Origin of the sequence: Aurantimonas sp., assembly GCF_964217435.1 — a bacterium.
In the GTDB taxonomy this organism is placed as follows: domain Bacteria; phylum Pseudomonadota; class Alphaproteobacteria; order Rhizobiales; family Rhizobiaceae; genus Aurantimonas; species Aurantimonas coralicida.
The window spans coordinates 82,419-108,077 of record NZ_CAXPJM010000027.1; the positions used below are offsets into that span (position 1 = coordinate 82,419).

Here is a 25,659-nt window from a genome sequence, read left to right on the forward strand (position 1 = left end):
CAATCGACTGTCTAGCCATCAGCGATCGCCCCGACCGGTCAGTTTTGGTCCTCCGGTCGGGGCCGATCGGTCCATTACCCACGCGAATGCAGCCCGTCGTACGACCGCACCGTTCGGTGCACCGCGCTCTCGTCAGAAGCCGCGTTCGATGGCGGTGAGCAGGCGGAAGCGCAGCTTGCCGCCGCCGTTCAGCGAGATCACGAACCGCACGTCGCCGTGCTCTGCAGTTCTGGCGAAGCCCGCTAGGGTGCTGACGCCGGAGAAGGTGCCGGTCTTGTAGCGGGAACCGGCGCGGGTCTTGCGCAGAAGCTCGGCGTGGGGCGCGAAATGGCCCAGCACGCGGGCAAGGCCGCGCGCGGTGAAGCTATTGTCGCGGCTGATGCCCGAGCCCTCCACCAGCTGCATCGCGTCGGGCACGTCATGCGCGGCGAAGATCTCACGCGCGACACGGATCGATTTCTCGAGGCTGACCGGGCCGCCCTCGCGCTGCGCGCCGATCTCCAGAAAGACCTGGTTGGCGATGTAGTTGTTCGAGCCGATCAGCATCTGCCGCAGGATTTCCGCAAGATCGCGCGACTGCTCGTGCACATAGACCGGTGTCAGCGCGGCGGGGACCGGTCCGAGCGATATCTCGCCCTCGACACTGCCACCGGACCGGTCGATGAAGGCGGCGAGCAGCTCCCCGGCATAGCGGATGCCGATGCTCGGATCTTCCTGGGTCAGGCTGATCCGGCTGCGGCCGTTGGGGCCGCGCGCGCGGAACTGGCTGATGGCGAGCGGCGTGATCGGCGTCTGCTCCTCGGCGGACCGGACAGTCTGGCCGTTGCGACGGGCGTTGATCGTGTTGAAGTTGACGGCGAGGGCCGAATTCAGCGCGTCGTAGGCTTCGTCGGTGGCCACGATCCCCGGAATGCTAAGCTCAGCGGGATAGTAGCTCGCATCGACGACGATACCGGTGAAGGGCTCCGTGCCGGTTTCCTCGAGGAGCTTCGGCGCGAGCACGGCGAGTTCCTCGGAGACCAGGAACGGGTCGCCGCCGCCGCGCACATACAGGACCCTGTTGTCGCCGAGATAGAACTGCGTCTTGAAGCGGTAGTCGCCGCCGAGCACCTCCATCGCCAGCCACGCCGTGACGAGTTTGGCGACCGACGCAGGGACGAAGGGCTTGTCGGCGTTCTGGGCGAGCAGCTCGTTGCCGTCTTCGTCCAGCACGAACACCAGCCCGGATGGCGCGAGGGCCGCGACCCGGTCCTTGACGTCAGCGGTGGCCGGGGCTTGCAGCAGAAGCACCGCGAAGACCGTGGCAAGCAGGCGAGACCACATGGCGGCTCCAGCATGTTCGGCGTGTTGACGTGTTCCTCACACTAGAGGTGCCGATGCGTTAGGCAAGGCTCTCGACAGAGGCGCGGGGCTACCGGCCCTCGCGATACCAGGTGGCCGACAGCGCCATGAGCAGCACGGCAAGGCCGAGGAAGCCGGCGAAGAGGGGCGTGCGGTCGACGCCGCGCAGCACCGTCTCGTCGGTGGTCTTCAGGCCGATCCAGTCGCGGCCGTCGGCATTTGCGCGGCCGCTGACCGGCACGACCCGCGGGACGGACAATCCGCCGTCATCGTCGGCCACCCGGCGCACGCTGCCGCGGGTGGCGTCCGAAAGCGGCTGCAGCTTGTCGCCGGTGGAGATGGCTTCGCGATATTCTCGCGGATTGACCGGACCGACATTGGCCAGCGCCCGCAGATCGTCATTGGCCGCCTGGAACAGGCCGAGTTCTTCGGTCTCCAGCACGCCTTCGTAGCGGCCGGCGCCCACCTCGTTCAGCGGCAGGGTGACCGCTTCGCCCGATGGCGTCAGGACGGTCGCCGGGCCGGGGGCGTCGCCGATGGTCTGGCGCGTCACGACGAGGTCGGAACCGCGGGCCTCGGCGTCCAGTGCCTCTTCCTCCAGTTCCGGTTCCTTCATCAGCCAATGGGCAAGACGGCGGAACAGCGCGACATGCGGGCCGCCGCCTTCGAAGCCGCGCGACCAAAGCCATTCCTGGTCGGACAGGAGAAGCGCGATGCGACCTTCGCCGACCCGGTCCAGCACCAGAAGTGGCTTGCCGTCCGGCCCGTCCATCACGGTTTCGCCCTCGGGCTCGCTGACGTCGATCGACCGGAACCAGCGGCTCCAATCCGGCGGCTCGCTGGCCGAGCCGGGCAGGTTGCGTGTGACCGGATGCTTGCGGCCGATCTCGGAGATCTGCGGCCGGAAGGCGCTCTGTTCGATGTCGCCCGTGGGCAGGGCCGGCAGGATCGATTGCAGCGGGGTGCGGGCGACGCTCTCCTGGCTGGCATATTCCGGGCCGGAAGCGATCAGCATTGCGCCGCCATTCTGCACATACTGGGCGATGTAGTCGAAATAGAGCGACGGCAGCACGCCGCGCTCCTGATAGCGGTCGAAGATGATCAGGTCGAAATCGTCGATCTTCTCGACGAAGAGCTCGCGCGTCGGGAAGGCGATCAGCGACAGCTGGTCGATCGGCGTGCCGTCCTGCTTTTCCGGCGGCCGCAGGATGGTGAAATGCACCAGATCGACGGCGGCGTCGGATTTCAGGAGATTGCGCCAGGTCCGTTCGCCGGCATGGGGTTCGCCAGAGACGAGCAGCACGCGCAGATTCTCGCGAATGCCGTCGACCACAGCGATCGCCCGGTTGTTGACCGGGGTGATCTCGTTCGGGTCCCGCGCCGCGACGAGTTCGAGGATGTTCTTGCCGGCGCGCGGCAGCTGGAAGACGAACTCCCCATCGCCGCCGGGGCGCACGCTCTCGCGGGAGATCAGGTCGCCATTCAGGAAGACCTGCACCTCGACCGGCCGGTCCGAAGCGGCCGGGCCGTCTTCGAGGACGCGGTAGCGCAGCCTCTGGTCCTCGTCGACCAGACCGAAGCGCGGGCTGGTGGTGATCTCGATCCGGCGGTCGAATTCGTCCGGCTGACCGGTGATCAGACCATGCACCGGCGCGTCGAAGCCGAGCGCCTGGGCTTCGGCCGGAATGTCGTGGATCTGGCCGTCCGTCACCATGATGGCGCCGGCGACGCGGGCCGGCGCGACATCCTTGAGTGCGCCGGAGAGAGCGCCGAACAGGGCCGTGGTGGCGCCGTCGGTGGGCGAGGCGCCGGAGCGGGCCTCGACGGTGCGCACCTCGAATTCGGGATAGCGGGCGAGGCTCTCCTTCAGCGCCGCTTCCGTGGCGTCGGCCTGGGCGTTGCGCTCGCCGATGGTCTGGCTCTGGCTGCGGTCGACCACGAGGGCGACGACGCTTTTCAGCGGGTCGCGCTCTTCCTGCAGCACCACGGGGTTCATGATCGCCAGGAGCAGCGCCGCAATGGCGAGGATGCGCACCAGTGCGCCGCGGATGCGCGCGACCACGAGCGCCAGCGCGAGCAGCACCGCCGGAACCGCGAGGAGGGCGATCACCGTCCAGGAAAAGAACGGCGCGAAATCGACCGACCAGTTCATTGGCCCAGCCTTTCCAGGAGCGCCGGCACATGCACCTGATCGGCCTTGTAGTTGCCGGTCAGCACGTACATCACGATGTTCACGCCCGCCCGATAGGCATATTCGCGCTGGGCGGGATCGGCGGAATCCGTCGGAAACAGGAACAGGCCCTGGCTGTCCACCGCCCAGGCGCTGGCGAAATCGTTCGACGTGATCATGATCGAGGAGACGCCGTCACCGCCGCGCGCCGGCCGCGCGCCGCCTTCGCCGTCGCGCACCAGCGATTCCACCCAGAGCTGCGAGCCGGTGTGGCGGCCGGGAAAGTCGTCCAGCATGTAGAACGCCTTGGTCAGGACGTGGTCGGTCGGCACCGGATCGAGCGGCGGCACGTCGAGATCGGCGAGGATCTCGCGCAGCCGGCGCTGGCCGGCCGAGACATTGCCACCGGACAGGCCGGAGATCGGATCGTCGGCCACATCGAACAGCACCGTGCCGCCCTGCTTCATGTAGGCATCCATGCGGCCGATCGCGGTTTCGCTCGGCATCGGCGCGCCGGCGTCGATCGGCCAGTAGATGATCGGGAAGAAGGCGAGTTCGTCGGTGGCGATGTCGACGCCCATCGGCTCGCCCGGCTCCAGCGCCGTCTTGGCGGTGATGAACTGCGACAGGCCGGACAGACCCTGGCGCGAAATCTCGTCGGTCGCTTCGTCGCCGGTGAGCACATAGGCGAGATGCGTCGTTTCCGTCGCCCGGATCGCCCGCTCGACATCGACGTCGTCGTCCGCGACCTGCTCGGCGGATGGCGTCGGTGCCGGCTCCTGTGCGTGGGCGTCCGGGACCGTGACGACAAGTCCGATCGCGGCAATCGCGAGGATCGCCGGGAGCGCGCCGGCACGGCCGCGCGAAAAGCTGCTTCCGATGCGCGTCGCGGCACCGTTCAGCCATAGCAGGGCCAGCGCGTCGAGCGCGAAGAGCACGAGGGCGGCGGCAAACAACCAGGGCGCCAGATCGACGGCATTCTCGCCGCCATAGCCGCGCGCCTCGACCGGCACACCGAGATCCAGCGCAGGCAGGGGCTGCAATTCGGCGTCGGCCGGCAGGAGGTTGTGGGCGAGATAGCCTTCCTCGCTACCATAGAGGCCCGGCGGATTTTCGCGTGTCACCGGCTGGTCGCCATCGGCGACGGGCTGCAGCGGCTGGACGTCGGCGCCGGGGCTGGTGAGGCGACCCTGACCGTCGAGCACGCGATAGGGCGGCAGGCTGTCGGCGGCGGTGCGGTCCTCGCTGGGGCCGGCGCCGGCCCGCGACAGCGTCACGATCCGCCGCAGCATTTCCACGAAGGCACCGGAGATCGGCAGGTTCGACCAGGTCGCCTCGGCGGTGACGTGGAAGAGGACGATGGTGCCGGCACCCACCGTCTCGGCGGTGACGAGCGGCGTGCCGTCGGCAAGGCTCGCCCATGTCCGTTCGGACAGGTCCGCTGCCGGTTCTGCGAGGATCTGGCGGGTCACGGTGACGTCTTCCGGGACGGCGATCCCGGCAAAGGGTTCGCCGTCGGGCATCGGCGCGATCTTCTGAGGCTCGGACCAGGACATGGCGCCGCCGAGCTGGCGTTCGCCGGTGCGCAGGCGCACCGGTACCAAGGTGTCGTCGCCCGGCGCGGCGGCGAGGCGTGGGCCGGCAAAGCGCAGGAGATAGCCGCCACCCTCGACGAAGCCCTGCAGCGCCTCGCGGGCATTGTCGGGCAGGATGCCGATATCGGCGAGGACGATGACCGAAGGCCGCCGGGCGATCAGCGCAGGGATGGACTCGGAGAGATTGGCGCTCTGCGGTCGCACGAGATCGGCGAAAGGCTCGAGCGCCCGGGTGATGTAGTAGAGCGGCGACAGCAGCGGCTGGGCGAGGTCGGAGGATTCGCCCGACACCAGCGCGACGCGGCGGCGCCGGAAGCTGTCGTCGACCAGCCGGACGGCGCCGGCGGTCTCGGCGCCTTCGACCTCGAGCCGGGCGATGTCGTTGCGCAGTTCCACGGGGATCGCGAAGCGGGCTTCGGCACTGGCCGATCCGGCGGCGAAATCGAGGGACGTGCGACCGATCTCGCGCTCCTGCGCGTCGATCGCGCGAACGGCAAAGCTGCGCGGTTCGGCTGCCGCGCCGGGACGGACGGCCTGCACGACCAGCGCTTCCGTCGAATTGTCGGCACCAGTGAGCCCGACGAGGCCTCCGACGTCCGGCGCATAGACGATGGCCTGCGACGGGGCTAGGGCGGCAAGGCTGCGGCTGGCGGCGTCGGTTCCCTCCGCATCGAGACCGTCGGCGACGAAGGCCAGCGAGCCGACGCGGTTGCCCGCAAGCGCGGTCGCGATGCGCTCGGCTGCGGCTGCCCGGTCGGTGGGAATGGGGCGCGGCGCTGCGGCGGCGAGGCGCTCCAGCGCAGCGTTGGCTTCGACGGGCGTCGCGTCGTCGGACTGCCCCTCGGCCGTGAAGGCGAGGGAGACCGGGCGCCCGGCCTCGCCAGCTTCACGGATCAGCCCTTCGGCAGCCGTCCGCCGCAGGTCGAAATCGCCACCGCTGGCCCAGCCATTGTCGACGAGCAGCGCCAGCGGTCCGGTGCCGGTCAACTGGCCCTCGCGCGGATTGAGGGTCGGGGCGGCGAGGGCGAAGATGATCAGCGCGGCAAGCAGCAGGCGCAGCAGCGTCAGCCACCACGGACTCTTCGACGGCGTCTCCTCGCGCTTCAGCACCCGTTCCAGGATGCGCAGCGGCGGAAAGGTCTCCATCTGCGGCCGCGGCGGCGTCAGCTTGAGAAGCCACCAGATCGCCGGCAGGGCCAGAAGCCCGAACAGCACCAGCGGCGCGCCGAAGGAAAGGGCGAGCCCGCCGATCATGCCGAGGCTCCCGCTGCGCGCGGGGCGACGGCCTGCGGTGCGCCGCTCAGCCGTCCGTGGACGGCGACCAGCGCTTCGGAGGCCAGATGGTCGTTGCGGTGGGGGATGAAGCTCCAGCCCAGCCGGCGGCAATGCTCGGCGATGTGCTCGCGGCGCGCCCGGTAGACGGTGGCGTATTCCTCGCGCAGGGTCTCGGCACGTCCGGCCGTCAGCGTCGCGCCGGTCTCGGGATCGCGGAATTCGGTCCGGCCGGCATAGGGAAACATCTCCTCCGCCGGATCGGAGATCATCACGATGTGGCCGCGAATACCGCGCCGGCCGAGCTGGTCGATGCGCGCCACCACCTCGTCGACCGGATCGAGGAGATCGCTGACGATGACCAGTTCGGTGAAGCGCTTGAGGCGGTCGTCCGGCGGGAAGGGATCGTCGGGCCGCCGGGACAACAGCGCGCCGGCGATGCGCTCGGCGGCATTGCGCGCCGAGATCGGATCGACGACGCCCGGATAGCCGATGCGCTCGCCCGAGCGCGACAGGATCTCGGCGAGGGCCAGGACGATGACCAGCGCGCGCGATTCCTTCGAGACCTGGGCGGCACTCGACATGAAGCGCATGGACGGCGACGGGTCGGCCCACAGCCAGACGGTCTGAGCGGCTTCCCACTCGCGGTCGCGCAGATAGACATGATCGTCGCGGGCCGAGCGGCGCCAGTCGATGCGCGAGACCGGCTCGCCCTCGACGAAGGGCCGGAACTGCCAGAAATTTTCGCCGACGCCGCGCCGCCGCCGGCCGTGCCAGCCGGCGATGACCGTCGATACCACGCGCCGCGCCTCGACCAGAAGGTCGGGCATCAGGGCGGCGCGCTGCCGCGAACGGGCCAGCGCGTCCGGAGCGGCGGTGAGGTCGACGGTGGTGCCGATCGGCATGCTGGACCCTGCCCCTACGCCGCGTCGCGCTTCAGCGCGCCGATGACGTCGCGGACATTCATGCCTTCGGCGCGGGCCGAGAAGTTCAGCGCCATACGATGCTGCAGGATCGGCTCGGCCAGCGCCATCACGTCGTCCACCGACGGCGCGAAGCGCCCATCATAGAGGGCGCGGGCGCGCACGCAGGTCATCAGCGCCTGGCTGGCACGCGGGCCGGGGCCCCATGCGATATGGGCGTCGGCCTCCTTGTGGCCATTGCCCGGCCGGGCTGATCGTACCAGCCGGAGGATCGCGTCGACGACGTTCTCGGCGACCGGCATGCGCCGCACCAGCGTCTGGATCTCGCGCAGGCGGTCCGACGTCATCACCGGCTCGGCGACCTGATCGGCGCCCCCCGTGGTCTCCAGCAGGATCCGGCGCTCCGATTCCAGATCGGGATAGAACACGTCGACCTGCATCAGGAAGCGGTCGAGCTGGGCTTCGGGCAGTGGATAGGTGCCTTCCTGCTCCAGCGGGTTCTGGGTCGCCAGCACATGGAAGGGCTTGGGCAGATCGTGCCGCTCGCCGGCAACGGTCACGTGGTATTCCTGCATCGACTGCAGCAGCGCGGACTGGGTGCGCGGCGAGGCGCGGTTGATCTCGTCGGCCATCAGAAGCTGGGCGAAGACCGGGCCCTTCACATAGCGGAACGACCGGCGGCCGGTTTCGTCCTGGTCCATCACCTCGGTGCCGACGATGTCGGACGGCATCAGGTCGGGGGTGAACTGGATGCGGCGGGCATCGAGGCCCAGCGACAGCCCGAGCGTGTCGACCAGCTTGGTCTTGGCAAGGCCCGGAACGCCGACGAGGAGGGCATGCCCGCCGGAGAGGATCGCGATGAGGCTTTGCTCGACGACGCTTTCCTGGCCGAAGATGACCCGTCCGACGGATTCGCGAACCCGTGCAATGTCGGTCAGTGCCGTCTCCGCCAGCCCCACGATGGCGTCCTCGCTGAGGGTCTCCTCCTCGGGCTTCATCATCGTCATCGGGACGGTCTCCGTCAGGTATCGAAGGGAAATGGCCAGATCAGCGTCGATGTGCGATGGCCGTCGCACGGCCGCTTTCACTCATCAAATCGGCCACCGGGACTCCTGGCAAGCTGGCGAGGAGCAACTATTTCGTGACTGCGAAGGCCGGCCAAAATAAGACGAATCCCGATCGGAGGACCCATTGCCGCACCAGCCCAGCGACATGCAGGACGACGCAACAGGAACCGTGCCGAGCGATGCCGGCGCCAGCCTCGCGGCTCTTGTCGCCCGTGCCGAGCGTGCAGGCAAGGGCGCCCCGCCGGTGGAACGCTGGGAGCCGGAGTTCTGCGGCGACATCGACATGGTGATCCACGCCGATGGCCACTGGAGCTACAATGGCTCGCCGATCGGCCGCCCGGCCCTGGTGCGGCTGTTCTCCACCGTTCTGCGCAAGGATGCCGACGGGCGCACCTATCTCGTTACCCCTGTGGAAAAGCTCGGCATCACCGTCGAGGACGCGCATTTCCAGGCCGTGGAGATGAATCGCGAGATCCATGACGGTGAACCGCTTCTGACGTTCCGCACGGATGTCGGCGACGTCTGCGCCGCAGGGCCGGAGAATCCCCTGCGCCTGAGCACCGGCCCGAATGGTGAGTTTCGCCCCTATGTCACGGTGCGCGGCCGGCTGGAGGCGCGACTGACCCGGGCGCTGGCCTTCGATCTGGCCGACCATGTCGAGACCGATGGCGAACGCCAGTTCGTCCGCTCCGGCGGCGCGACCTTCGACATAGCCGCTTCGCAGGCCGGGTCCTGACCGTGCTGGCCGCAGACCCGAACGGACGGGGCGTCGCCGATGACGCGCCTGCCGAGCGCTATACCGACTTCACCGCAACCGATCTGCGGGCGCGGATCGCCGCGCGGGGCTGGGCAGGCGATGCCGCGCCGACGCGCGAATATGGCGATCATCTGCTGAACCCCGATCTCGTGCAGCTGATGGAGCGCGACCGGGCGCGGGACGCCGCCGTGCTGGTGCCGATCGTCGACCGGGGCGAGGGGGCGACGGTGATCCTGACCACCCGCACCGCGCATCTGCGCAAGCATTCGGGCCAGATCGCCTTTCCGGGAGGCTCCGTCGATCCGGAGGACGCATCGCCGGAAGCCGCGGCGATCCGGGAAAGCGTCGAGGAGATCGCGCTCGATCCGCACCATGTGGAACCGGTTGGCCGGCTGCCGCGCTACCTGACCACGACAGGCTTCCGCATCACCCCCGTCGTCGCGATCGTGCGGCCGGGTTTCAGCCTCGTCGCCAATCCCGACGAGGTGCAGGACGTTTTCGAGGTGCCGCTCGGCTTCCTGATGAGCGAAGCGAACCACCGCGAGGAAAGCCGCATCTGGCAGGGCATCGAGCGGCGTTACTATGTGATGCCCTTCGGCGAACGCTTCATCTGGGGCGTCACCGCGGGCATCATCCGCACATTGTACGAAGGACTTTACGCATGACCGCCACGACGATCGACGCAGACTGGCTGACGACGCCGGCGCTGCAGACGCTGCTGGCAACCCTGTCGGCCGATGGCGAGGAGGCGCGGATCGTCGGCGGCGCCGTCCGCAACTCCGTGCTCGGCCATCCGGTGAGCGACATCGACATCGCCACCACGACGCTGCCCGACGAGACGGTCCGGCGCGTGGAGGCGGCCGGCTTCCGCGCGGTGCCGACGGGGATCGAGCACGGCACCGTGACCGTCGTGACGCCCGACCATGCCTACGAGGTCACGACCCTTCGCCGCGACATCGAGACCGACGGTCGCCACGCAGTCGTGCATTTCGGTCGCGACTGGAAAGCCGATGCCGAGCGCCGCGACTTCACGATCAACGCGCTCTATGCGCGTGCCGACGGCAGCATCGTCGACCTCGTCGGCGGCATCGAGGATCTCGGCAGCCAGACGCTGCGCTTCATCGGCGATTCGGAGACCCGCATCCGCGAGGATTATCTGCGCATCCTGCGCTTCTTCCGCTTCTTCGCCTGGTACGGGAAGGGCCGGCCGGATGCCGCCGGCATTCGGGCTGCGACGCGCCTGAAGGAGGGGCTCGACGGACTGTCGGTCGAGCGGGTCTGGACCGAGCTGAAGAAGCTTCTCGCGGCACCGGACCCGTCGCGCGCGCTGCTGTGGATGCGCCAGACAGGCGTCCTGACCCGCATTCTGCCGGAGAGCGAGCGTTGGGGGATCGACGCGATCCATTCGCTGGTGGAGAGCGAGGGAGCCTTCGGCTGGGCACCAGATCCGATGCTGCGGCTCGCGGCCATCGTGCCGCCGGACCCGGCGCGCCTGACCCAGATGGCGGAACGGTTGAAGCTGTCCAACGCCGACCGCGATCGCATCGTCGGCTTCGCCATTGCCGAACCGGCAAAGCCGGAAGAGAGCGACTCCGCCTTTCGCACACGGCTGTATTTCGGTGATCGGGCCGCCATCGCCGACCGGCTGCGGCTGGCCGTCGCATCGGCGCGCGGCAAGGCGGAATCCTCGCGCGAGACGCTCGACGCCATCGCCAGGCTAACCAGCCAGCTGGAAATCGTCGCCACTTTCGCGCCACCAGCCTTTCCGGTCAGCGGCGAGGATCTGAAATCGGCCGGCATCGCGCCGGGGCCGGAGATGGGCAAGACCCTCGACCGGCTGCGCAAGCTGTGGGCGAGCAGCGGCTTCGTCCTCGGGCGCGAGAGCCTGCTCGAACGGGTCTGACACGGTCCGCGACGTCGTACCGACACAAAAAAAGCGGGCCTCGCGCCTGCTTTTTCTATGCCGCGATCGTCGATCGACGGATACTCGCCTCTTCGCGGGTGCGGGTCCGCATCGCATCCAGCATTGCCGGCGAGATGTGCTCGAGGCCGAACTGGCGGGCCTGAACGATGGCCCTGCGGATGACTTCCGCCTCGGATTCGGCGCGGATGACGCGCCGGCACCCGGGAATTACGCCTGAACAATCCAGCTCATACATGGGATCCTCCCTGATCCGTCACGACTAGAGCAGGAAAAACGTCCGATCTTTTAAATGGTTCAAGGTCGACGGAAAGTTTCGCCGCCCCTCAGGGCCATTTCACCACCGGCGGCATCGACGACAGGATCGAATTGACGTTGCCGCCGGTCTTCAGGCCGAACAGCGTGCCCCGGTCGTAGAGCAGATTGTACTCCACGTAGCGGCCGCGGCGAATGAGCTGCTCCTCACGATCGGCCTCGGTGAACGGCTGCACGACGTTCTGCCGGACGATGTGCGGATAGACGACGAGAAACGCCTTGCCGACATCGCGGGTGAAGGCGAAATCGGCGTCCCAGCCGCCGGCCTCGTCCGACGAGTGCAGCCAGTCATAGAAGATGCCGCCGACGCCGCGCGCCTCGTTGCGATGTGGCAGATAGAAATAGGTGTCGCACCATTCCTTGAACTTGGCGTAGTCGGCGACGCCCGAATGGCGGTCGCACACGAACTGCAGGGCCTTGTGGAAGGCGAGCGTGTCGCGGTCGTCGTCGGTCCTGCGCCGGTCGAGCGTCGGGGTGAGGTCGGCGCCGCCGCCGAACCACTGCCGGGTCGTCACCACCATGCGGGTGTTCATGTGGACGGCGGGGACGTTGGGATTGCGCATATGGGCGATCAGCGAGATGCCGGAGGCCCAGAAGGTCGGATCCTCCTCGGCACCGGGGATCTGCTTGCGGAACTCGGGCGAGAACTCGCCATGCACCGTCGAGGTATGGACGCCGACCTTCTCGAAGACGCGGCCGTGCATCATCGACATCAGGCCGCCACCGCCTTCGTTCTCGCGCGACCATTCGGTCTGTTCGAACCGGCCGGGCTCCAGTCCGGTCTCCTCGCCGAAACCGTCCTCGATCTCCTCGAATACCTTGCAGATGCGGTCGCGCAGGGCCTCGAACCAGGCCTGGGCGGTCGCCTTCTTGGTTTCGATGTCTTCGGGAAGCCCCTCGGGCAAATTCGGCCGTTCCATGCGACGCACTCTTTTCGATGCTGGCGGGACGTCCCGCACTGACTGTCTGGCGCTTGCACCGGTCTCTCGGACCGTTGCGCCGCCGGTCTTACAGGCACGACATCTGGAGCCGAACCGCAAAATGCCAACCTCGTGACGAGGCGGATGATCTCCGTTGTGCCGGTATCGCGCGATTCGCAAAAGCGTTCGCTGCCCGCTATCTTGTGGGTCCTGACGATCGGAAGTTCGAGAGACGACCAGCATGTCCCGGTTGACACCGCCGCCACTTGGCGGTCTTTCCCGCCAGCTCAAACGGACGCGCGGCTCCCGCGGCGTCGGCCGCGACGCCAGCAGAATGGCGGGATCGGCAGGCGACAGCTTCGTGCGCGAGACCTTCATCCTGCCGCGCGATGCCGCGCGCACCAAGGCGCGCGAATGGCTCGATCGTTACCCCAAGGCGGCCTATTGGACGTCGGTGGAAAGCTGGCGCGCCCTGCCGGAGGGCGACATCGAATTCACCATGCGCCGCTTGCCCAGCGCCGACTGACCGCGAAAGCACGGCCGATCGCAGCGCCGTCTCAGGCTGCGGCGTTTCAGAGCCCGGCCTGAACCGCGATGTAGCCGGCATAGGCGACGAGCATGACCGCCGCCATCGGCCGTCCGATGGTGCGGAATGCGAAGAGATAGGCCAGCATGGCCACCGCGATCGCGGCCATGATCGGCCCGTCCCAGATGGCAAAGCGGCCGGACACCGCGATGGGTGCAATCACTGCGGTTGCGCCGAGAATACTCAGGATGTTGAAGATGTTCGAGCCGACGACGTTGGCGAGAACCACCTGCGACTGCCGCTTCCATCCGGCGATCAGCGCCGTCGCCAGTTCGGGCAGGGACGTTCCGATGGCGACGACCGTCACGCCGATCACCGCTTCCGATACGCCGAAGTCGCGCGCGATGCCGACCGCGCCCGTGACCATCAGCCGGGCCCCGACCACCAGCATCACGATGCCGGCGACCACGCGGAGCAGCGCCGGCAGGAGCGCCAGACCCTTTTCGTCGTCATCCCTGTCTGCGTTGTCGCGGTCCGATCCTTTCGCAAGCCGCCGCCGCCTTTGCTCCAGCGCATAGGTGGTGAAGAGGTAGACGGCGAGAGCGGCGAGGAGGCCGGCGCCGGCCAGTCGGCCGATATTGCCGGTCAGGAACAGTGCCACGGCGATGAGCGAGGCCGCAACCATCATGATCAGGTCGCGCCGGATCGCCGGATCGCTGTTGGCCACGGGCGCAATGAGACCGGCGGCGCCGACGATCAGCAGGACATTGGCGATGTTGGAGCCGACGACGTTGCCGACCGAGATGTCCGGCGAACCGGCGAGCGCTGCCTGCACGGAAACCAGCAGTTCCGGCGCCGACGTGCCGAAGCCCACGATGACCAGGCCGACGACGAGTTTCGAGATTCCGTAACGGGTGGCGATGGCGACGCTGCCGCGAACCAGGAATTCACCGCCACCGAACAGCAGGACGGCACCGGCAACGAGGTAGGCAATATCCCAGACGATCGGCAATGCGGTCTCAACCCGAAATTCGAGGGCAGCAAGCCCGGTGATGGTTCAGGCGTACTGCCTGTCCGACATCGGCGATGTGGGTAGCCATCGTCGTTCCGCCAAGCGTTGCGGGCGAGAGATCCGGCAGAAACCGCATCCTGCAAGCCGGCGACACGACGCTGCGGACGAATGGGGGCATCGGAAAAAGGGGGAGGGAAAAAATCGCGCGAGTTGAGCGATGAAAGGCCGCGGAACATCGTCGACGCAGGCCGGTTTATCTTCGCCGATCAGGAATCAGCGACAGTGCCGCGCCTGGAACGGCGCGGCTTCGCGATCAGCGCGGATTGCTGCCCGGCTGCGGCATCTTGGCTTCGGCAACCTGCAGACGCTCGAGTTGTTCGCGGATCGACTGTGGCAGCCCTGTCGGCGCCGAGAAGCTCGGCGTGTTCTGAAGAAAACGCGCGATCTCCGACTGGCGCCGTCTGTTCGAAAGCGTTCTGGCCAGTTCACTCATTTCATTGGCCTTTCAGGTAGAAGAGAGCAAATTTCCAACGTTGGACAGGCAACGTGCCTTTCGCAGGTCGGTTCCTCATATTGCTTGGATTTGCTTAATCGGACGCTAACGATGACGATTCCGACTTGAGTTATTGTTGCCAGCGTAACTGTCGGAGAACTTCACCGGCCGCCATTCCGGCGGCGACGGCCAGATTGAGCGACCGTCCGCCGCCATCCATCGGGATCGTCACTCGCGCGTCGGCCACCGCATGGATGGCGTCAGGGACACCGGCACTCTCGCGACCGAACATCACGACGTCGCCCGGCGCGAAGACGAAGTCCGTATAGATTTTGGAACTGCGGGTCGTGAACAGCACGATCCGCCGTCCGGCCTCGCGGCGCGCCGCGTCGAACGCGGCGAAATCGACGTGCCGGATCAACTGCGACATGGCGAGGTAGTCCATCCCCGCACGCTTCAGCGCCCGGTCCGACAGGTCGAAGCCGGCCGGTTCGATGATCTCCACCGGCAGTCCCAGACAGGCGCCCAGCCGCAGGATCGTGCCGGTGTTCCCGGCGATGTCGGGCTGGTACAGCGCCAGCGAGATCTGCGGCTCGCTCAAGGATGGCTTGTCGGTGCTGTCTGGTTTCACGATGCTGTCACTCGCCTGCGCTGTCCGGCCCCGTGATTCCGCAGCCAGGCTTCCTATATCCCGAATATGTCGGCGATGCTCCTGACAGGGGCGAGCGCGCCATCCTTCGCAACGACGACACAGTATGCAGTCATATGTCCCGCGGCACGGTCGGCGGGATCCGGGAGCGCTGCTCCGCCGCCGTTCGGGTGTTTCCGGAGCGGCCGGAACCGCCCCGACACACCGATTGGAAAGCCTTTTTGATGTTCTCGTTGTTCGAGAGGATGGTGGAGCCGTTCCCGCCGCGAGATCTGACCACGCCGCCGCAGGGCGGCCTGTTCCGTTTCGTCTGGTTCTACGCCAAGCCCGTCTGGCCGCTGCTCGTCGCGACCGCGATCCTGACCTCACTGATCTCGATCGTCGAGGTCTCGCTGTTCGGTTTCCTCGGCCAGATCGTCGACTGGTTCTCGGGCGTCTCGCGCGAAACCTTCATGGCCGAGAACGGCCTGACCCTGGCGCTGATGGCGGCCGTGGTGCTGGTGCTGCTGCCGGGCCTCGTCTTTCTCGAAGGGCTCGTCACCTTTCAGGGCCTCGCCGGCAATTTTCCCATGCGTTTCCGCTGGATGGTGCATCGCTGGATGCTCGGCCATTCCATGGGCTTCTATCAGGACGAATTCGCCGGACGGATCTCCACCAAGCTGATGCAGACCGCGCTCGCCGTGCGCGAGACGGTGATGAAGTCGATCGACGTCTTCCTCTATGTGGTCGTCTATTTCACCGGCATCGTCGTCCTCGTGGCGGCGGCCGACTGGAAGCTGGCTTTGCCCTTCGCCGCCTGGGTCGCGATCTACGCGCTGATCCTGTGGTACTTCATCCCGCGCCTCGACCGGGTCTCGCAGAGCCAGGCCGATGCCCGCGCCGAGATGACCGGCCGCGTGGTCGACGCCTATGCCAATGTCGCGACCGTCAAGCTGTTCGCCCACACCCGGCGCGAAGCCGACTACGCACAGCGCTCCATGCGCGGCTTTCTCGGCACGGTCTACGGTCAGATGCGGCTGGTGAACCTCTTCTATGTCTCGCTCTACGCGCTGAACTCGCTGCTGCTCTTCGCCGTCGGCGCCCTGTCGATCTGGCTGTGGCTCGGCGAACTGGTCAGCGTCGGCGCCATCGCTGCGGCGATCGGCCTCGTTCTGCGGATCAACGGCATGTCGCAATGGATCATGTGGGAGGTTTCGGCGCTGTTCGAGAACATCGGCACGATCCGCGACGGCATGTCTACCTTCACGATCCCGCACGCCATTACCGACCGCAAGACTGCGCCCGCGCTGGTCGTCGACCGCGGCGAGATCGCCTTCGAGAACGTCGCCTTCCACTATGGCCGCGGCGACGGCGTGTTGCAGGATTTCGAGCTGACCGTGCGGCCGGGCGAGAAGGTCGGCCTTGTCGGGCGTTCGGGGGCGGGCAAGTCCACCATCCTCAATCTTCTCCTGCGCTTTCACGACGTGGAATCCGGCCGCGTTCTGATCGACGGGCAGGATATCGCGACGGTGAAGCAGGAATCGCTGCGCAGCCAGATCGGCATGGTCACGCAGGACACCTCGCTGCTGCACCGTTCGATCCGCGACAACATCCTCTACGGACGGCCCGACGCCAGCGAGGCCGATCTTCTGCGCGCCATCGAACGCGCCGAGGCGGCCGACTTCATCGCCGAGCTGCGGGACATCGAGGGACGCAGCGGGCTCGACGCGGAGGTCGGCGAGCGGGGCGTCAAGCTTTCGGGCGGGCAGCGCCAGCGCATCGCCATTGCCCGCGTCATGCTGAAGGACGCGCCGATCCTGCTGCTCGACGAAGCCACCTCGGCGCTGGACTCCGAGGTCGAGGCGGCGATTGCCGGCAATCTCTACCGTTTGATGGAAGGCAAGACCGTCATCGCTGTCGCCCATCGCCTCTCGACCATCGCGGCCCTCGACCGGCTGATCGTCCTCGACCAGGGCCGCATCGTGGATGAGGGCACCCATTCCGAACTGCTCGACCGGGGCGGCCTCTATGCGCAATTGTGGACCCGCCAGACGGGCGGCTTCCTGCTCGGTGATCCCGACGCGGATGCGGCCTCGACCATAAGGGCCGCCGAATGATGGACCGCTTTCTCCGGCGTTTCGAGACGCTGCTCGATCCCTTCGAGGATCAGGGCGAGGACCGCGAGGATGCGCGGCTCAATCGCACCGGCCATCTCGCCCCGCTGCCGTCGGAGACCAACCGCTTCATCTGGCACTTCGCCCGTCAGGCGAAATGGCCGCTTGGAGCCCTGCTGATCACGGGCGGGCTGACCGGGGGCATCGAAGCAGCGCTCTATACCGGCGTCGGCTGGTTGATCGACGCCATGGAGCGGTCCACGCCGGCGACGTTCCTGGCGGAGAATTTCTGGCTGGTCGCGATCCTCACCTTCCTGACGCTGATCGGCCGCGCGCTGGTGCTGTTCGCCTCCTCGGTGCTGGAAGAGCAGGTGATCTCGCCGAGCTTCTACAATCGCATCCGCTGGCAGAGCTATCGCCGGCTGATGGAGCAGACCTACACCTTCTTCCAGAACGACTTCGCCGGCCGGCTGTCGCAGAAGGTCCAGCAGGTCGGGCAGGCCACGGGCGACTTCATCACGACGATCCTCCAGACCTTCTGGTCCTTCGTCACCTTCATCATCCTGACCGTCAGCATCCTCGGCGCCATCGACTGGCGGATGGCGATGGTGCTGGGCCTGTGGACGCTCGGCTATGTCTGGATCATCCGCAATCTCCTGCCGAAGATCCGCGAGAACGGCCGGGCGGCGGCCGAGGCTCGCTCCGTCGTTTCCGGCCGCGTCGTCGACAGCTTCACCAATATTCTCTCGGTGAAGCTGTTCGACTCGTCCCGGCGCGAGGATGCCTTCGTGAAGGACGGCTTCGGCTATCTCGTCGAGGCTGTGCGGCGCATGACCCGGGCGCTGACCGGCGTGCGCACCGCGGTCGCCGTCCTCAACGGCCTGATGATGACCGGGGTCGGCGCCGTCGCTATCCTCGGCTGGCAGGCGGGGAGCGTCACCACCGGCGGAGTTGCGATCGCACTCGGCCTGGTTCTGCGCCTCAACCAGATGTCGGGCTGGATGATGTTCAACATCAACGGTCTGGTGCGCAATTACGGCACGATCCAGGACGCCGTCGCCACCGTGACCGCGCAGCCTGCGCTGGTCGACCGGGCGGACGCACAGCCGCTGACCGCGACGCGCGGCGAGATCCGCTACGAAGACGTGACCTTCCACTATGGCAGGGGTGGCGGGATCATCGAGGATCTGTCGCTCACGATCCGGGCCGGCGAGAAGGTCGGGCTCGTCGGCCGCTCCGGGGCCGGCAAGACGACGCTCGTCAACCTGCTGCTGCGGCTCTACGACCTCGAGGGCGGCCGCATTCTGGTCGACGGGCAGGACATCGCCGCCGTGACCCAGGCCTCGCTGCGCGGTGCGGTCGGCGTAGTGACGCAGGACACGTCGCTGCTGCACCGCTCGATCCGCGACAACATCGCCTATGGCCGGCCCGGCGCCGACGATGGCGACATCCTGTCCGCGGCCGAGCGCGCCAGCGCCGAGGAGTTCATTCCCGGCCTGCGCGACCCGAAGGGCCGCAGCGGCTACGATGCCCATGTGGGCGAGCGGGGCATCAAGCTGTCGGGTGGTCAGCGCCAGCGGATCGCCATTGCCCGCGTCCTCCTGAAGGACGCCCCGATCCTCGTTCTCGACGAGGCGACCTCGGCGCTCGATTCGGAGGTGGAGGCTGCCATCCAGGACAATCTGTCCGCCATGATGCAGGGCAAGACCGTGATCGCCATTGCCCACCGCCTGTCGACGCTGGCTGCCATGGACCGGCTGATCGTGCTCGACGAAGGGCGGATCGTGGAGGAGGGGACCCATGCCGAGCTGATCGCCGGCGGGGGACTGTATGCCAGCCTGTGGGCACGCCAGTCCGGCGGCTTCCTCTATGCGGGCGACGCCACGAGGACCGAACCGGTTCCCCAGGAGCCCGATCGCGCCCCCGCATGAGGGCCATGACTGGTCCGCCGGCACCCACCCGGCTGCCCTGAGGCTTGTGATCGCACAGCGACACTTGGACCTTGGAGCCCTTCCAGTCTGGACAAGCGCCAAGGTTCGCGCATAGAAACGCCCGAAATCGTAATCCTGTCAGGAGCGTGGCGATATTGCGTCATGTCTCCTCTTGCCGCACGGGGTCGAATCCGCAACAAGCGGGGCGATCCGCGCACGATCAGTCAAGGAGTGGCAGCCGCCGTGAGCCTCAACGAAACCACCGAACCCAGCCGTCGGGATTTCCTCTACATCGCCACTGGTGCGGTCGGCGCAGTCGGCGCGGCGGCGTTGGCCTGGCCGTTCATCGACCAGATGAACCCCGATGCCGCGACGCTCGCTCTCGCTGAGATCGACGTCGATGTCAGCCAGGTCGAGGTGGGCCAGTCGATCACCGCCAAGTGGCGCGGCAAGCCGATCTTTATCCGTCAGCGCACGGAAGCCGAGATCGAGGAAGCCCGCGCGGTTCCGCTCGAAGAGCTGAAGGATCCGATCGCCCGGAACGCGAACCTTTCGGGTGACGCGCCGGCGACCGACGAGAACCGTGCGACCGAGGGCAAGGAAGCCTGGCTGGTGATGGTCGGTGTCTGCACGCATCTGGGCTGCATCCCGCTCGGCAATTCCGGCCCGTTCGACGGCTGGTTCTGCCCGTGCCACGGATCGTCCTACGACACCGCCGGCCGCATCCGGCAGGGGCCGGCGCCGACGAACATGGACATCCCGCCCTATACGTTCACGTCCGACACCACTGTCCGCATCGGCTGATCCGGGAGAAGGTTACCCATAATGAGCAGTCATTCTTCCTACGTGCCGTCGAGCGGTGTCATGCAGTGGCTGGACGCCCGTCTGCCGCTGTCGCGCCTCGTCTACGATTCCTTCGTGGCATATCCGACGCCGCGCAATCTGAACTACGCCTACACCTTCGGCGGCATCCTCGCGATCTTCCTGGTCTCGCAGATCCTCACCGGCGTCGTGCTGGCCATGCACTATGCGGCCTCCTCGGGCATCGCCTTCGAGTCGGTCGAGAAGATCATGCGTGACGTCAACTGGGGCTGGCTGCTGCGCTACATGCACGCCACCGGCGCGTCGTTCTTCTTCATCGCGGTGTATCTGCACATCTTCCGCGGCCTCTATTACGGCTCGTACAAGCAGCCGCGCGAGGTGCTCTGGATCCTCGGCGTGATCATCTTCCTCCTGATGATGGCGACCGCCTTCATGGGTTACGTCCTGCCCTGGGGCCAGATGTCCTTCTGGGGCGCCACGGTGATCACCGGCTTCTTCACCGCCTTCCCGCTGATCGGCGAGCCGATCCAGCAGCTGCTGCTTGGCGGTTTCTCGGTGGACAACGCCACGCTGAACCGCTTCTTTTCGCTGCATTACCTGCTGCCCTTCATGATCGCCGGCGTCGTCATCCTGCACGTCTGGGCGCTGCATGTGACCGGCCAGACCAACCCGACCGGCGTCGAGGTCAAGTCGTCGAAGGACACGGTTCCGTTCACGCCGCACGCTACGGTCAAGGACGGCTTCGCGATGGTCGTGTTCCTCGCGATCTTCGCCTATTTCGTCTTCTACCTGCCGAACTTCCTCGGCCATCCCGACAACTACATCGAGGCGAACCCGCTTCAGACGCCGGCTCACATCGTTCCGGAATGGTACTTCCTGCCGTTCTACGCGATGCTGCGCGCCATCACCTTCAACATCGGCCCGATCGACTCCAAACTCGGCGGCGTGCTGGTGATGTTCGGATCGATCATCGTCCTGTTCTTCCTGCCGTGGCTCGATACCTCGCGTGTGCGCTCGGCTGCCTATCGTCCGATCTACCGGGTGCTGTTCTGGGTCTTCGCCTTCGACTGCGTATTCCTGGGCTGGCTCGGTGCGAAGCCGGCGGAGGGCATCTACCCGACGCTCGCCCTCATCGGCACGATCTACTACTTCGCGCACTTCCTGATCATCCTGCCGATCCTCGGTCTCGTGGAGAAGCCGAAGAAGCTGCCGAACTCGATCACGGAGGCCGTGCTGGCCAAGCATGGCGGCAGCGGTCGGCCGGCCGGCGCGACTGCTTCACCAGAGACCAAAGGCTGAGCTCGGACGGCTTCGGAGAGAACATTCCATGATTAGACTATTGTCAGCCCTGCTCGCGGCCGGCGTCTTCACCGCTCCGATGTCGGTGGCGATGGCTCAGGACGCACAGCCGGAAGCGGTCGAGGCCCAGGCCGAGGTCGAAGGCACGGCAGCCGAGGGTGCGGCAGCCGAAGAGGGGCACGGCGAAACGCCGCATTACCCGCTTCGCAAGCCGGAAGAGATGAGCTGGAGCTTTGCCGGCCCGTTCGGTCATTACGACCTCGGCCAGTTGCAGCGCGGTCTGAAGGTGTACAAGGAAGTCTGCGCTTCCTGTCACGGGATGAACCTCGTGGCGATGCGCACGCTGACCGATCTCGGCTACAGCGAAGCCCAGGTGAAGGCCTTCGCCGCCGAATACACCGTCCAGGACGGCCCGGATGATTCCGGCGAGATGTTCGAGCGGCCCGGTATCCCGTCGGATTACTTCCCGGCGCCGTTCCCTAACCCGGCAGCCGCCGCCGCGGCCAATGGCGGTGCGCATCCGCCAGACTTCTCGCTGCTCGCCAAGGCGCGCGCCGTCGAGCGGGGTTTCCCGACCTTCGTCTTCGACATCTTCACCCAGTATGCCGAAGGCGGCCCGGATTACATCCATGCCCTCCTGACCGGATACGGCGAAGAGGCGCCGGCCGATATCACGATCCAGCCGGGGACCTACTACAACCCGTACTTCATCTCGGGCCCCGCTCTGGCGATGCCGCCGCCGCTGTCGGACGACCTGATCGAGTATCCGGATGGGGCGCCCCAGACCGTCGATCAGTATTCGCGCGACGTGACCGCCTTCATGATGTGGGCCGCCGAGCCGCACATGGTCGAGCGCAAGGCAACCGGCCTCATCGTGATGGTCTTCCTGATCATCTTCGCCGCGATGCTGTTCCTGGTGAAGCGCCGGGTATGGGCGGGTACGCCGCACTGATCGTCGTCGACGACGACGTGAACGATGACGGAATCGAGGGGGCTACGGCCCCCTTTTTCCTGCGCCGGTGCAAGGGCAGCATATGGCCTGCCGACCCGTTCGCATGATCCACTTCAGCCGAGGAGACGCGTTGCATGTATATCGCGATGAACCGCTTCAGGGTGCTGCCGGGCGCCGAACAGGAGTTCGAGGCACTCTGGCTCAACCGGGAATCCCGGCTGCAGGACGTGCCGGGCTTCGTCGAGTTCCATATGCTGAAGGGGCCGGCCGGCGAAGAGCACACGCTCTATGCCTCGCACACCGTCTGGCGCGATCATGCTGCGTTCGAAGCCTGGACGCGATCCGAGGCGTTCCGTGCCGCCCACGGCAAGGCCGGCGGTACGCGCCCGCTCTATGACGGGCATCCGCAGTTTGAGGGATTCGACGTGATCCAGACTATTGGACGAGAGGACGGCGCGTGAGCACGAGCAAGGCAGCTTCGATGGCCAAGGGCTTCGACTTCACCGCGGCGATCCGGACCATCCCGGACTATCCCAAGCCCGGCATCCAGTTCCGCGACATCACGACGCTTCTGGCCGACGCGGATGCATTCCGCGGCGCCGTCGATGCGCTGGTCGATGGTCATCGGGACGAGCAGGTCGATCTGGTGGCCGGCATCGAAGCGCGTGGCTTCATCCTCGGCGGTGCGCTCGCCCACCAGCTCTCCGCCGGCTTTGTGCCGATCCGGAAGAAGGGCAAGCTGCCGCACGACACGATCCGCGTGGCTTACAGCCTGGAATACGGCGTGGACGAAATGGAGATGCATCGCGACGCAGTCCGTCCGGGCCAGCGCGTGCTGCTCACCGACGATCTGATCGCGACGGGAGGGACGGCGGAAGGCGCGGTCAAGCTGCTGCGGGAACTGGGCGCCGAGATCGTCGCGGCCTGCTTCGTCATCGATCTGCCCGATCTGGGCGGACGCAAGCGGCTCGAAGCGCTCGGCGTGGAAGTGCGCACGCTGATCGCATTCGAAGGCGACTGACGGCGCGGACGGCGATGGCAGGCTGATTTGACGGTCAGGCGGTCGCCAGAGCCGCGCAGGATGCCCGGCTCGCCTCGGCCGTGGCGCAGAAATCGCGCAGGAGGTAGGCGCCGAGATCGGCGGCCTCCATCGGACGGCTGAAATAATAGCCCTGGAACTGGTTGCAGGTCATCCGGGTGAGGATGTCGATCTGTTCGGCATCTTCGACACCTTCCGCCGTCACGCTGAGATCGAGCACGCGGCCGAGCGCCAGGATCGTTTCCAGGATTCCGTGGGCAATCCGATCGTCCTTGATCGCGTTGACGAAGGACCGGTCGATCTTCAGCTTGTCGAATGGGAATTTGCGCAGATAGGAGAGGCTGGAATAGCCGGTTCCGAAATCGTCGAGCGCGATCCTTACGCCGAGCGCCCGCAGCCGATGCAGCACGGCCACGACCGTCTCGGGATCGTCGATGAACAGGCTCTCGGTGATCTCCAGTTCGAGCCGCTGGGCGGCAAGTCCGGAACTGGCGAGCGCGTCTTCCACATCCGCCATGATCGTGCCGTGCCGGAACTGGTCGACCGAGACATTGACCGCCACGGTCAGATGATCGCCCCATGAGACCGCGTTGCGGCATGCTTCGCGCAGGACCCAGGCGCCGATCCCGCAGATCGCGCCGGTCTGTTCGGCGAGCGGGATGAAATGGTCGGGCTGGACGCGCCCGTGCAGGGGATGCTCCCACCGGACAAGAGCCTCGAAGCCGAGCGTCTGGCGGGTGCGGCTGTCGACGATCGGCTGATAGTTGAGAACCAGTTCGTTGCGTTCGACGGCGCATCGAAGATCGTATTCGAGGCGGTGCCGATCCCGCAGGCGCTGTGCCATCTCGCTTTCGAAGAAGCAAAACGTGTTCTTGCCGGCTGCCTTGGCCTCGTAGAGTGCCAGGTCGGCATTGCGCAGGAGGTCGTCGGGATTGGCGCCATCGAGCCCCGGAAAGGCGATGCCGACCGAGCAGCCCACATTGGCCAATTCGGCGCCCAGGCTGAAGGGCGTCGCGAAGCACGCCAGAATGGCTGCCGCCAGACGGTCGGCCGAGGCCATATTGGGCGCCGAATGGGCGACGATGGCGAACTCGTCGCCGCCGATCCGCGCAACCATGTCGCCCGGCTCCACGATACGCAGCAGACGGGCCGCGACCTGCCGCAGGAGCTGGTCGCCGGTGAGGTGACCGTTGCGATCGTTGATCAGCTTGAAATTGTCGAGGTCGAGATAGAGCAGGCTGGAGGTCGGGCCGTGTGGCGGCGGGGACGCGCAGATGCGGTCGATCTCTTCGGCAAACCGGCTGCGGTTGGCCAGGCCGGTCAGGCTGTCGTGATGGGCGAGATAGGCGATCCGGCGCTCGGCATGCGTGGTCGCGGTGATATCCGACGCCACCCCGCGATAGCCGGTGAACGCGCCATCATGGCCGAAGATCGGCTTGCCCGTCATGGCGATCCAGGCCGACCCCTGCGGGCCGGGCACCTCGATGATCGCCTCGCGGAACGGGGTGCGTTCGAGCATCGGCTGGGCGATGGGCGACAGATCGAGGCTTTGTCCTGCGAATGTCTGGTCGCTGTTCGATATCAGACGGTCTGTCCCCCGACCGAAGATCTGCGAGAACCGGTCGCCGCCGCGCACCAATTGTCCGGCGTGATCCGTCTGCCAGATCCAGTCGCTGGTGCCTTCCTCGAATTCGCGCAGGAGGAGCTCGATGATCGAGGATTGTTCGGCGAGCTTCTGATGGCCTTCGAAATTCTCCTGCAACAGCTCGCCGCGCGCGCAACTCGCGCGATAGACGATGAAGGTGAAACCCAGGAGCAGAGCCAGGAGGAAATAGTCGTTCGTCCCTTGCGAGACGCCGAGTGCGACCGCCGATCCGACGAACAGCGGGACGATGAAGGCCTGTAAGGCTCGCTTCAGCGCGGACAGCGCAAAGCCGCCGCCGCATATCATTCCCATGGCGATCACGGCGATGACGCTCTTCGCATCACCATCGGAGGAGGGGTAGAAGGTCAGGATCGCCAGACCCCACCAGGCGCCGAGGATGAAAGCGTTCCGCACAGCATGCGCGGTGGCGCGGCTCGACGCCGAGACCAGTGGTGCACGCCGCTGGAAGCGCGACCAGGCACGGATCGAGACCAGAACGATGTAGGACAGCCCTAGGAGCCAGATCAGCGCCCAGGGAGAAAACGCCTCGCCGGATGACATGCCGAGAATGATGATCGCGTTCATCACATTGCCGAACATCATGACCGGGGTGGTCTTGAGGATGCTCGTCAGCTGCACGCCGCGCAGACGATCGGCGGCGTGGCCTTGCGGCTCTTCCCGGGCAGGCTTGGCGGATGATGCGTCGAACATGATGGATGGGTGCCGCTGACGAACTGATCCACCCATCAATGTCCGTTGCCATCTAACATAACGTAAAGCGGCGCGCGTAATCGCAGATTTTTGATTGGTTTAGGTCGAAAGTATGGGGGCAGGGGCCACGCTCCGGCAACCGGAACGAAGCGGCTGAGGCTGCCGCCCGTAGCCCCGGTTAGGCGCGATGATCGAGGCTCTGCGCC

General features: G+C 66.6%; 22 protein-coding genes. 11 read left to right on the forward strand and 11 right to left on the reverse strand.

Annotation, left to right across the window (positions count from 1 at the left end):
* Positions 1–132: 132 nt before the first annotated feature.
* The 5 genes from ACEQX1_RS11425 to ACEQX1_RS11445 all read right to left on the reverse strand — a co-directional run bounded on the left by ACEQX1_RS11425 (position 133) and on the right by ACEQX1_RS11445 (position 8,308).
* Complete coding sequence (locus ACEQX1_RS11425; RefSeq protein WP_370194742.1) at positions 133–1,323, reverse strand: D-alanyl-D-alanine carboxypeptidase/D-alanyl-D-alanine-endopeptidase; 1,191 nt, start codon at positions 1,321–1,323, stop codon at positions 133–135.
* Positions 1,324–1,411: 88 nt separating this feature from the next.
* Positions 1,412–3,493: a hypothetical protein gene (locus ACEQX1_RS11430; RefSeq protein WP_370196842.1), complete on the reverse strand. Its 2,082-nt coding sequence runs from the start codon at positions 3,491–3,493 to the stop codon at positions 1,412–1,414.
* Positions 3,490–6,357: a DUF4159 domain-containing protein gene (locus tag ACEQX1_RS11435; protein WP_370196859.1), complete on the reverse strand. Its 2,868-nt coding sequence runs from the start codon at positions 6,355–6,357 to the stop codon at positions 3,490–3,492. The genes ACEQX1_RS11430 and ACEQX1_RS11435 overlap by 4 nt, the downstream gene beginning before the upstream one ends.
* Positions 6,357–7,283 (reverse strand): DUF58 domain-containing protein, encoded by a 927-nt coding sequence (locus tag ACEQX1_RS11440; RefSeq protein ID WP_370193092.1) that lies wholly within the window; start codon positions 7,281–7,283, stop codon positions 6,357–6,359. Before ACEQX1_RS11440 ends, ACEQX1_RS11435 begins: the two co-directional genes overlap by 1 nt.
* Positions 7,284–7,297: 14 nt before the next feature.
* Positions 7,298–8,308 (reverse strand): MoxR family ATPase, encoded by a 1,011-nt coding sequence (locus ACEQX1_RS11445; RefSeq protein WP_024350406.1) that lies wholly within the window; start codon positions 8,306–8,308, stop codon positions 7,298–7,300.
* Positions 8,309–8,513: 205 nt separating this feature from the next.
* Between ACEQX1_RS11445 and ACEQX1_RS11450 the strand changes: the two genes are divergently transcribed.
* Genes ACEQX1_RS11450 through ACEQX1_RS11460 form a run of 3 tightly spaced genes read left to right on the forward strand, consistent with a single transcriptional unit; the run spans position 8,514 to position 11,028 of the window.
* The gene (locus ACEQX1_RS11450; RefSeq protein WP_370193096.1) at positions 8,514–9,104 is read left to right on the forward strand and encodes a DUF1285 domain-containing protein; all 591 of its coding nucleotides are present in this window, start codon (positions 8,514–8,516) and stop codon (positions 9,102–9,104) included.
* 2 nt (positions 9,105–9,106) lie between these two features.
* Positions 9,107–9,790: a CoA pyrophosphatase gene (locus ACEQX1_RS11455; protein ID WP_370193090.1), complete on the forward strand. Its 684-nt coding sequence runs from the start codon at positions 9,107–9,109 to the stop codon at positions 9,788–9,790.
* Entirely contained in the window at positions 9,787–11,028 is a 1,242-nt protein-coding gene (locus tag ACEQX1_RS11460) for a CCA tRNA nucleotidyltransferase (protein ID WP_370193088.1), read from the forward strand. The genes ACEQX1_RS11455 and ACEQX1_RS11460 overlap by 4 nt, the downstream gene beginning before the upstream one ends.
* Positions 11,029–11,083: 55 nt before the next feature.
* Here ACEQX1_RS11460 and ACEQX1_RS11465 read toward each other — a convergent pair whose 3' ends face one another.
* Positions 11,084–11,284, reverse strand: coding sequence for a DUF1059 domain-containing protein (locus ACEQX1_RS11465; RefSeq protein WP_370193086.1), 201 nt, complete (start codon positions 11,282–11,284; stop codon positions 11,084–11,086).
* 88 nt (positions 11,285–11,372) lie between these two features.
* Positions 11,373–12,281: an oxygen-dependent coproporphyrinogen oxidase gene (hemF, locus tag ACEQX1_RS11470; RefSeq protein ID WP_024350411.1), complete on the reverse strand. Its 909-nt coding sequence runs from the start codon at positions 12,279–12,281 to the stop codon at positions 11,373–11,375.
* Positions 12,282–12,522: 241 nt separating this feature from the next.
* Between hemF and ACEQX1_RS11475 the strand changes: the two genes are divergently transcribed.
* Positions 12,523–12,807, forward strand: a complete 285-nt coding sequence (locus ACEQX1_RS11475) for a hypothetical protein (RefSeq protein ID WP_024350412.1) — start codon at positions 12,523–12,525, stop codon at positions 12,805–12,807.
* A gap of 46 nt (positions 12,808–12,853) precedes the next feature.
* On the opposite strand, the gene ACEQX1_RS11480 is transcribed toward ACEQX1_RS11475, so the two are convergent.
* The 3 genes from ACEQX1_RS11480 to ACEQX1_RS11490 form a co-directional block, all read right to left on the reverse strand.
* Entirely contained in the window at positions 12,854–13,819 is a 966-nt protein-coding gene (locus ACEQX1_RS11480) for a calcium/sodium antiporter (RefSeq protein WP_370193083.1), read from the reverse strand.
* A 313-nt stretch (positions 13,820–14,132) separates the two neighbouring features.
* Complete coding sequence (locus ACEQX1_RS11485) at positions 14,133–14,312, reverse strand: hypothetical protein (protein WP_024350414.1); 180 nt, start codon at positions 14,310–14,312, stop codon at positions 14,133–14,135.
* 130 nt (positions 14,313–14,442) lie between these two features.
* The gene (locus tag ACEQX1_RS11490; protein WP_370193081.1) at positions 14,443–14,943 is read right to left on the reverse strand and encodes a tRNA (cytidine(34)-2'-O)-methyltransferase; all 501 of its coding nucleotides are present in this window, start codon (positions 14,941–14,943) and stop codon (positions 14,443–14,445) included.
* Between the two features lie 242 nt (positions 14,944–15,185).
* Between ACEQX1_RS11490 and ACEQX1_RS11495 the strand changes: the two genes are divergently transcribed.
* From ACEQX1_RS11495 to ACEQX1_RS11525, 7 genes are all read left to right on the forward strand, one after another.
* Entirely contained in the window at positions 15,186–17,057 is a 1,872-nt protein-coding gene (locus tag ACEQX1_RS11495; protein ID WP_370193079.1) for an ABC transporter ATP-binding protein, read from the forward strand.
* Positions 17,054–18,985 (forward strand): ABC transporter ATP-binding protein, encoded by a 1,932-nt coding sequence (locus tag ACEQX1_RS11500; RefSeq protein ID WP_370193077.1) that lies wholly within the window; start codon positions 17,054–17,056, stop codon positions 18,983–18,985. Before ACEQX1_RS11495 ends, ACEQX1_RS11500 begins: the two co-directional genes overlap by 4 nt.
* 243 nt (positions 18,986–19,228) lie before the next feature.
* Positions 19,229–19,789 (forward strand): ubiquinol-cytochrome c reductase iron-sulfur subunit, encoded by a 561-nt coding sequence (gene petA, locus ACEQX1_RS11505; RefSeq protein WP_024350418.1) that lies wholly within the window; start codon positions 19,229–19,231, stop codon positions 19,787–19,789.
* Positions 19,790–19,807: 18 nt separating this feature from the next.
* Complete coding sequence (locus tag ACEQX1_RS11510; RefSeq protein WP_370196860.1) at positions 19,808–21,106, forward strand: cytochrome bc complex cytochrome b subunit; 1,299 nt, start codon at positions 19,808–19,810, stop codon at positions 21,104–21,106.
* Positions 21,107–21,185: 79 nt separating this feature from the next.
* The gene (locus tag ACEQX1_RS11515) at positions 21,186–22,058 is read left to right on the forward strand and encodes a cytochrome c1 (RefSeq protein ID WP_370196861.1); all 873 of its coding nucleotides are present in this window, start codon (positions 21,186–21,188) and stop codon (positions 22,056–22,058) included.
* 134 nt (positions 22,059–22,192) lie between these two features.
* Positions 22,193–22,519 (forward strand): antibiotic biosynthesis monooxygenase, encoded by a 327-nt coding sequence (locus ACEQX1_RS11520; RefSeq protein WP_370193704.1) that lies wholly within the window; start codon positions 22,193–22,195, stop codon positions 22,517–22,519.
* Positions 22,520–22,539: 20 nt separating this feature from the next.
* Positions 22,540–23,079 carry an adenine phosphoribosyltransferase gene (locus tag ACEQX1_RS11525; RefSeq protein ID WP_188075853.1) on the forward strand — a complete coding sequence of 180 codons (540 nt, stop codon included), beginning with the start codon at positions 22,540–22,542 and terminating at the stop codon, positions 23,077–23,079.
* A gap of 34 nt (positions 23,080–23,113) precedes the next feature.
* Here ACEQX1_RS11525 and ACEQX1_RS11530 read toward each other — a convergent pair whose 3' ends face one another.
* Positions 23,114–25,453, reverse strand: a complete 2,340-nt coding sequence (locus tag ACEQX1_RS11530; RefSeq protein WP_370196843.1) for a putative bifunctional diguanylate cyclase/phosphodiesterase — start codon at positions 25,451–25,453, stop codon at positions 23,114–23,116.
* Positions 25,454–25,659 lie beyond the last annotated feature (206 nt).

Excerpts from the sequence above, each read along its gene's own strand:
- ACEQX1_RS11425 (WP_370194742.1), bottom strand. The coding sequence starts at position 1,323 with ATGTGGTCTCGCCTGCTTGCCACGGTCTTCGCGGTGCTTCTGCTGCAA.
- ACEQX1_RS11430 (WP_370196842.1), bottom strand. The coding sequence starts at position 3,493 with ATGAACTGGTCGGTCGATTTCGCGCCGTTCTTTTCCTGGACGGTGATC.
- ACEQX1_RS11440 (WP_370193092.1), bottom strand. The coding sequence starts at position 7,283 with ATGCCGATCGGCACCACCGTCGACCTCACCGCCGCTCCGGACGCGCTG.
- ACEQX1_RS11445 (WP_024350406.1), bottom strand. The coding sequence starts at position 8,308 with ATGACGATGATGAAGCCCGAGGAGGAGACCCTCAGCGAGGACGCCATC.
- ACEQX1_RS11450 (WP_370193096.1), top strand. The coding sequence starts at position 8,514 with ATGCAGGACGACGCAACAGGAACCGTGCCGAGCGATGCCGGCGCCAGC.
- ACEQX1_RS11460 (WP_370193088.1), top strand. The coding sequence starts at position 9,787 with ATGACCGCCACGACGATCGACGCAGACTGGCTGACGACGCCGGCGCTG.
- ACEQX1_RS11465 (WP_370193086.1), bottom strand. The coding sequence starts at position 11,284 with ATGTATGAGCTGGATTGTTCAGGCGTAATTCCCGGGTGCCGGCGCGTC.
- hemF (WP_024350411.1), bottom strand. The coding sequence starts at position 12,281 with ATGGAACGGCCGAATTTGCCCGAGGGGCTTCCCGAAGACATCGAAACC.
- ACEQX1_RS11475 (WP_024350412.1), top strand. The coding sequence starts at position 12,523 with ATGTCCCGGTTGACACCGCCGCCACTTGGCGGTCTTTCCCGCCAGCTC.
- ACEQX1_RS11485 (WP_024350414.1), bottom strand. The coding sequence starts at position 14,312 with ATGAGTGAACTGGCCAGAACGCTTTCGAACAGACGGCGCCAGTCGGAG.
- ACEQX1_RS11495 (WP_370193079.1), top strand. The coding sequence starts at position 15,186 with ATGTTCTCGTTGTTCGAGAGGATGGTGGAGCCGTTCCCGCCGCGAGAT.
- ACEQX1_RS11500 (WP_370193077.1), top strand. The coding sequence starts at position 17,054 with ATGATGGACCGCTTTCTCCGGCGTTTCGAGACGCTGCTCGATCCCTTC.
- ACEQX1_RS11515 (WP_370196861.1), top strand. The coding sequence starts at position 21,186 with ATGTCGGTGGCGATGGCTCAGGACGCACAGCCGGAAGCGGTCGAGGCC.
- ACEQX1_RS11520 (WP_370193704.1), top strand. The coding sequence starts at position 22,193 with ATGTATATCGCGATGAACCGCTTCAGGGTGCTGCCGGGCGCCGAACAG.
- ACEQX1_RS11525 (WP_188075853.1), top strand. The coding sequence starts at position 22,540 with ATGGCCAAGGGCTTCGACTTCACCGCGGCGATCCGGACCATCCCGGAC.
- ACEQX1_RS11530 (WP_370196843.1), bottom strand. The coding sequence starts at position 25,453 with ATGTTCGACGCATCATCCGCCAAGCCTGCCCGGGAAGAGCCGCAAGGC.